The following is an 8,154-nucleotide window of genomic DNA, read 5'->3' as shown; positions in this document are numbered from 1 at the left end:
CACCCATTCATAGCCTGTATCTCGCTTTTTTTCTCTATCTCATAAAGCATTTGCGCGCTCTCTGATACGTTCTCATGTAGATTCATCTGTTGAGCTCTTACTACATAGTGTATCTCGTGCTGTACAAACACTATTTTAGCTGATCCGATGATACCTTGTGTCCAATAGAGAGGGCGGGTAAACTCTGTTTGCACAATCTCTATTCCATGATCCTTGATATACCGATTAATAAATTGATACATTCTTGTATAACGTAGTATATCAGCATTAACCGAAGCCATATATTCAGCCAATATGTCTTCGTACCCCGAGCATCGGCATAGTAGTCGTTGAAGACGCATACACAACGCATGGATACATTCTATCCGATTTTTTCGTCGTATAGGAAAGAAGGTGATAGCCACTTCCGGATTATCAGCTTTATATCTCTGTACAGCGTTGTCATTATCAGTAACCACTATGATGTGATAGTCGAGATGGTGTTTGAGCAGTTGTATGCCATTATATACAGCTTGATCACCACCACTTTCAGGAGGATAATTGAATCCTTCCAGTATATTTAGAAATTTTATCATATTCTCTGTAAGCACGTAAGTGTCCAAAAAATGGTATATGCCTTTCAGGTGAGTGCCGATAGGCACGTAAGTATTCGTTGTGTGGCTATAGTGCTTGTAAAGGTGTGTAGTCTACATTGAGTTCTATTAATAAAATAAGTCAAGAGCCATACAATGAGTACTTACGAATTTTTTAATCATGTTTTTATATTTTCATTGAATTCATGTTAAATGTCATAGGCATAATCATATTTTTTGAGTCCAAGGTTATGAAACATTTGTTTGATCCTGCTTTTCAAAGCACGAACCTTTCCCTCATAGCCTTTTGAATAGCCGTAGCTTTCATATTTCCAAGGTGTCAAGCGATGATATTTCCAATAGTATTTCTTTAGCGGAAAATGGTTATCCTTGAACCAAGGTTTGCAGGAATCGATATAGTGGATAATCACTGCATTTTGTTTATACTTAGCTATATTGGCACGGTATCTTTCCGGTATGTTTCTGCCATGATGTAGCCAATAGCAACTGAACATATTATATATGATGGGCAGTTCGCAGATGTAACCTTGGCAAACCTTATTCAAAACATCCTGCTCTCCCCATTTTATAATGTCACGATGGGCGGGGGAGTTGAAATAGGCAAAGCATTTCCGGCGAACATGTTCCTTGCGCCATTTGTCAAGATTGAACCATACCAAGCCTGCACAGCCATAAAAGGCATCATGCGGCAAGTCCAAGCGCTGTTTGTGCTTTTCTGCCTCCTGCTCATCAGTCGGTGCTGCGATATAACAGTCAGTCATATCTACAGACTCAATAGGCTTTAGGGAACCGAGACAAATCATGTCTGCATCCACATAGAGCATCTTGTTCACTTCAGGGTAAAGGTCGGCCGCATACAGTTTCAAAGATGGGAAGATTCCCCATTTGCCACATACTGTCAAATCAATCTCCAAATCATCAGGATTGACAATTTTCACATCCAACAGATGATGGTATTTCTCCACAAAGTTTTTCAGTTTTCTGTGGTTATTATCGCTGATATCCGTTGCCATGACATGTACAACGAACTGCATATCCATGTTGTTCTCAAATACAGATGCCAATGTTGTTGCCACGTGTGGAACATAAGCATCATTTGTCGCGAAGAGTAAGTGCATATTTCTTATAAACTATTAATCAAGTTAATATATCGTTCCACAAACTTATCTATGGTAAAGTTGTTGATAAACAGATTTCTGTTTGCGACCTTTTTTTCCATATATTTCGCTGGCTCCACAGATTTCTGCTTGATAACATTTTCAACTTTGACTATTAGATCGTCAATATCATTGATGTCAAAAAAATCCATGCCCATTAGTTCCTCGCTTAAGAAGTGGTGGAAATATTTGTTACCTCCGGTATTTGACAAAATGACGGGAATACCGGCCCGCAAGATTTCGAGTGTGACCAGATCGAAGTAGGTTTCACGGTTAGGGAGGATATAGAGGCTGCTTTGCGACATCAACTCATTGGCATTATGAATGAACCCCAACTCTATCCATCGCGGATGATTCAAAGGTTGGATCTCACCCTTTCCTGCACATAGGAAATAAAGATGAGGATACTTGTTCAAAAGTCTATGACCCACCTGCTTGAGGATATCATAGCCCTTCACACTGATATGACGTCCAAAGTAAGTGATGACAAAGGCATTGGCAGGAATACTCAGTTCAGAGAACTTCTGTATCTTTCCGGAATCTACCTTTAAGTCAAGAATGGCAGAAGGGTTATAGTGAAATTTATGATTATTATTGGCAAAAGTCCGTTTCATCTTACCATACTTCTCGTATGGTTCACGGGCACCCTCGCAAGGGAACATGATATAATCCGCCTCATCATATGTATGACACTCGCGAGAGAATTCTATCGGCCAGAATATTCGTGCCCAGTTTTCCTCTGAGAATACTTCGACCGATATTGGGCAAGGAGAGTGCGAGGTGAGCATCGTCTTACCTTTATACTCCGGGTGTGCCCGTTTGAAGATGGCAAGATGTTTTGTCCAATGGAAATGGATTATATCATACTCGTTCAGATTCAATGTCGCGGGAATGATTTTGCATCCTGTCCGATAATGCTCAAATAAATATGCCTTCAAAGTATTCTTGACATCTCCGACTTTCCCATATATGCCATAAAGGTGAAGCCCTCTTAGAATGCGATGCAACTGTAATTTACGGGCACTCTTAGGCATAGGTGGATTGCCCCATGTACCTCTTTCCCTTTCCGGCAACAAGTCGGACAAAAACGTTATCTGCTTTGTTGGATGATCTTTGAGGTATTCATGGATATTATAACAATACCCCATCGGACCACCTATATTACTCATCGGGAAATCATCCCAAATCAATACTTTCTTCATTATGCCTATATGTTTTTCAATTTCAGAACTAGCTCTACAATCGGTGACATGTCATAATATTTATACTGTCCTAATCGGCCGCCGAAGATAACATTCTCCTCCTTTTCGGCAAGTTTACGGTATTGCTCTGCCAAGTCATTATTACGTTCATCATTCACAGGGTAGTATGGTTCCATGCCATCCTTATATTCTGTAGAATACTCCTCAGAAATTACGGTCTTTGGATAATCGTATACCTCTTGTCCAAAGATCTCGAAATGTTTGTGTTCAATAATACGTGTGAAAGGCTCATTGTGAGACGTATAATTTACTACAGCATTTCCTTGATAGTTGGGACTGTCTTCTATACGAGTTTTAAAATAAACTGTTCTCCAGTCAAGTTTACCCAAAGAATAACCAAAATATTCATCTATCGCTCCTGTATATACAAGTTTATCGGCATATTTCCGCCAATCCTTGTACTCGGAATTGAAGAAATCAATACTGGTTCTACATTCAATGCCATCAAGCAGCCCTTCAATCAACTTGTTATATCCACCAACAGGAATTCCTTGATACTTGTCATTGAAATAATTGTTATCGAAGGCCATGCGTACAGGCAGCCTTTTTATGATAAAAGCAGGGAGTTCCGTGCACTTGCGTCCCCACTGTTTTTCGGTGTATTCCTTAATCAATTTTTCAAAGATATCTTTGCCAACTAAGGTAAGAGCTTGTTCTTCGAGGTTTTGCGGCTCTTTCCCGCCAAGAACTTCTATCGCTTCTTTCTTCTGCTCCTCAATCTTGGCCTTTGCCTCTTCCGGAGTCATCACACCCCACATTTGATAGAATGTATTCATGTTAAAAGGCAGATTATAGAGTTTACCCTTATAGTTGGCAACCGGACAGTTTGTATAGCGATTGAACTCGACGATGGAGTTTACAAAATCCCAAACCATCTTATTAGAGGTATGAAAGATGTGGGCGCCATATTTATGGACATTGATACCTTCTATCTTTTCACAATAAACGTTTCCCCCTGACTGAGGTCGTTTGTCTATTACGAGACATTTTTTGCCTTCTTGCTTGGCACGATAAGCGAATGTTGCTCCGAATAGACCGGAACCTACTATTAGATAATCATAATGAGTCATATCTTTTTTAATAAATGGCTGCAGAATTTATTTAGGATATATGCTGATGGAATAGATAATACTATCACAATACAGAATTTTAGAATTCCAGTAGGTACGGCAAATGTATATAAAAAAGAGATAAACACATCATGGACAATGAAAATCTCGTATGAAATGCTCCCTAAAAATGTAAAGATCCTACTTGGGGGGATTCCAAAATTGTATATTGTGATAACAAGGGCGATAGGCAAAATATTGACAAATATATATAGTGATTGGGCATTACCGTATGTATGATGCAAATAAACAAGCAAAACCAATACTCCAAGGAGAACAGCCGAATATATTCTTTGGCTATTGATGCCGGATAATTTCTGAAGTAAATGCTTCTCGGCTGTCTCATACATTACACCGACCAAAAATGAAAAGGAGGAGCACCACCAGAAATCATCCCATCTTGCAATATATTTGATAAAGACAACAAATAGGATGTACAAGGTGGTTAATAGGGCTATCTTTGTAGTTTTGGCTTTTCCGATTTTCATGGAAATGTAAAAGAACAGATAAAAGAATATGATGCAATAGACATACCATGTTGCACCAATAGGTGGTATACCTGTTTGCTTGAAGTAATTAAACCAATGCATAAATGAGCCATGTCCAGCCAAATACTCAATAATCATAAAACCTGTAGTGGCCAAAACTAACGGAGGAAGTAGCTTTAAAAATCTGTGGCGGAAATAAGTCTGCAAGTATACTTCACCTTTATTGGCATATGATGCCATTAGTCCATACCCGGTAACAAACATGAACATACTTACTATGACATACCCCCAATTTTCAACTATAATAATCCCCCTCATTGTATGATACATGACAATCAAGACAGCTAGGATGCCTTTCAGCCGTATGGTTTGATCTTTGTCAAATTGAAAACACATTGATGGTTTGAATAGTATGATTGCTACTATTATAAGCAGAAAGATTGCAAGAGTCATAATTGGTTAGTAAGTGCTCCAAACAAGGTATACCCCTTTCAGGTAAGTGCCAGTAGGCACTCGTCACTTGTTCTGGATTGTAAGCTTTAAATTGTTTTCACTAATGGGTTAGACATGTCGCTATGTTTATTTCGTTCCGTTTTTTTTGTTGCCAGTCCGATGTATTCTTCTACTCCTTTGCGTCCATTATACCACATATAGAGAGTCCCGTCTTTTTCAACAACTGCAGGCTCGTAGGTCGCGTCTGAATCCCAACTATCCTGCGACGGAGAAATACATATATTATGGTTAGGCCGTTCCCAATGAACACCGTCATCAGAAACCGCATAGCAGATGCGTGTCACATCCAAATTTTGATAACCAATGTAATATGTGATATATGTACCATCCTTTTGCCTTTTGACATCACAACCGCCAACTTTATATTTCTCCCATTCATGCGTTTCATCCTTAGAGAGCACCGGCTGTTCATGCTTTGTCCAGTGTTCGCCATTCTCGGACTCGGCATAGAAAAGTGCATCCGGCTCATAATTCTCACCTGCCGCATACCACATTTGGAATATTTTTCTATCCTCATTCCATAGCACACAGGGATTCATGACGGATACTCCCTCTTGTGGGAGAGTCGCTTCAACACAAGGACGAGAGGAACGCTGGTAATGAATACCATCTGTACTTATTGCATGTCCTATTCTACTTATTTCCGGAGACTGTCCTGTGTACCAAAGATGCCAGATGCCATCTACTATCACAACTGATGCACGGTTAATCAGGCACTCCCAAGTTTCCGGCACTCTTTTCATAATAGAACCTCTATTCTGCCAATCAGTACCATTTGATGATTCGAGCAGGTCAAGCCCGTGGTGTTTGCGTTCAGATACTATCATCAGGAACTTTCCATGATGTTTCATTACAAAAGGGTCAAATACGGATTCTGTTTCTTGATTGCCATATACAGGCTTATTGCCGACCTTATTCCAACCATTATTCTCTGCAGGATAATCATATCGATGTCGCTGGTTGATTTCCCGTTGGCTGGGTTTCTTTATGTGCAGCATCTTTCTTATTTTTCCCATTACCATATATCGGGCCTCTTCGCTCAAGGCGAACCGCATAAGAACCGTCATGGTACTTAATACAGAAACTGAACAAACAATCAAGAATCGGAGTAAGCCGTCAGGCATGGTCATACATATCAGGTATGGAGGCACACAGGCTATTAAAATTAAGACTAACGTTTTTAAAAATACGGTTTTTATATATTGGCATCCGGGGAACCCCGTAAATTTAGAAAGCATCTTTACATTGATAAATAGGCAAACAAGTACCGTAAAGCAAGATATGGCATAAACAAATACGGGAGAAGCTCCCAGTTTCAGGGCTGCGTACATCAGTGGTAATTCTACCAAGTACAATGTAGAAGAATACAGATTAAGTTGCTTCATATGGTTGCTTGCCACCAATCCTTGATCCACGAAACGGTTGGAATAAGAAATAATGCTATTGAATATTGTAATTTTAATGAATGCAGATGTATATTCCGGTACTTCTGTGAGCCATAGGTCAAGCACATAGTCTATTTCCATCAATACGGGGACACCAATAATCGCCAACATGAAAAGTGAATATTGCGACACATTAAAAATCAGTTGATGGAAATTCTTCATGTCATTGGCACCGTAATACTTCACAAGTTGCGGCTGGGCCGCAGTCATAAATCCTCCGACAAAAGTGAGAATCGTGAAGTTTACACGAGCCGCAAGGCCTAAGGCGGCATTGACAACAGTAGTGAAGAATATGTTTATCAATATATTTAATCCTTGACTATTTAATGTAACGGCAAGATTACCAACTACTCCCCATCCTGAGAACACAGTCATCTCCTTACACAGTTTTTTATCAAACAGTTTGGAAAGGTGTGTTTCTTTAAACTTACGTAAACAATAGATACGGTATGTCATTGCAACTATTAGACTCACCATAGTCTGAAGTGAAGCATAAACGATAAGTTTGTCGAATGGTATATAGATTAAAAAGAAAAGAACAGCAAGTTTTGCTACCACATCAAATACCGACATATAAGCATACATATTAAAATGCTCATGAGATGTAAGTATTGCCGTATAAGGAGTTTGAGTAATACCTATGAAAACAGAAAAGACCGAGAGTTGAAATACTACATTGGCGGCAAACATGCGGTCTGTCGGAATATTCAGTTTAGTATTCAAGAACCATATGCCAAACGATTCCAACAAGACCACTACAGCCACCGCTATCATCAAGTGCATATAAAAGGCTGTGGAAAATGTCCTTTTTATCAGTACGTCATCCTTTTTACCAAGATTTAGAGACAAGAAACGTGAGGTACTGGCTTGAAGAATGGAATTAACCAATGTGAACATGGAAACGAATCCCGCCACGACATTATTCACGCCAAAGTCATCGGCGCCCAGCTTCTCTAACACAATTCGTGTTGTAAAGAAGCTAAGTCCCATTATCACTAATTGCCTCACATATAAATATGCTGTATTCTTAAATATTCTCTTATTGTTTTCTTCCATATTACCATTTATCATACGTATCTATGTTCAGAAACGTAAGCATTCACTTTCTCCGGATATTTATTAAAGCTATTATCTTCTGGTTAACCCAGTTCATTCCCAATGAAGATATAATCGTGGTAGCAACAGCCACGATGAAGAAAATCAGTCTGTTCTCTACCACTGTGCCAAGCAACAAAAATATGATACCTTGCAGTAGGTAGATTTCGTAATAGCTGTTTCGCTTGATTCTGAAATTTATGAATTGATTCATACCTTGGAGTATATACAAGGCTAATAAAATGAACAAGATATTTACGAGGTAGAACGAAGCGTACGTATAGCGCCATCGTGATAGCATCTGAATATTGTCTTGAACAATGTCGAGACGGTATGTACAGAGAAACAGCAGTATCAAAGTGATGAAATGCCATTTTTTCACCTTATTCATTTGGTTCATTAGGAGGCATTCGTATTTATAATACCAGAGGCCTATGATAAAACAGGGAGATGCGTTTATCCACCAATGTGGCAGGCCGGCCAATAGCATTC

Annotated in this window: 6 protein-coding genes; all 6 read right to left on the bottom strand. The window is 39.3% G+C overall.

The features are described from left to right. Positions 1 to 293 (bottom strand): hypothetical protein (locus ACLUJM_RS11715; protein WP_412412886.1); only part of this gene is annotated, 293 nt, incomplete at its 3' end. Positions 294 to 781: 488 nt separating this feature from the next. After that, the gene (locus ACLUJM_RS11710; RefSeq protein WP_165017707.1) at positions 782 to 1,711 is read right to left on the bottom strand and encodes a glycosyltransferase family 8 protein; all 930 of its coding nucleotides are present in this window, start codon (positions 1,709 to 1,711) and stop codon (positions 782 to 784) included. 5 nt (positions 1,712 to 1,716) lie between these two features. After that, entirely contained in the window at positions 1,717 to 2,919 is a 1,203-nt protein-coding gene (locus ACLUJM_RS11705) for a glycosyltransferase family 4 protein (RefSeq protein WP_412412885.1), read from the bottom strand. A 38-nt stretch (positions 2,920 to 2,957) separates the two neighbouring features. Further along, a complete protein-coding gene (gene glf / locus ACLUJM_RS11700) occupies positions 2,958 to 4,082 on the bottom strand; it encodes a UDP-galactopyranose mutase (protein ID WP_165017713.1) in 1,125 nt (374 codons plus the stop codon). Next, entirely contained in the window at positions 4,079 to 5,062 is a 984-nt protein-coding gene (locus ACLUJM_RS11695) for an acyltransferase family protein (protein WP_234212406.1), read from the bottom strand. Before ACLUJM_RS11695 ends, glf begins: the two co-directional genes overlap by 4 nt. Before the next feature lie 86 nt (positions 5,063 to 5,148). Continuing rightward, positions 5,149 to 7,623, bottom strand: a complete 2,475-nt coding sequence (locus ACLUJM_RS11690) for a hypothetical protein (RefSeq protein WP_412412884.1) — start codon at positions 7,621 to 7,623, stop codon at positions 5,149 to 5,151. Positions 7,624 to 8,154: the final 531 nt, after the last annotated feature.

Source organism: Finegoldia sp. (assembly GCF_046991905.1).
Lineage (GTDB): Bacteria > Bacillota > Clostridia > Tissierellales > Peptoniphilaceae > Finegoldia.
The sequence above is the reverse complement of the archived record's forward strand: the minus strand, read 5'-3'. Positions and strand labels throughout refer to the sequence as shown.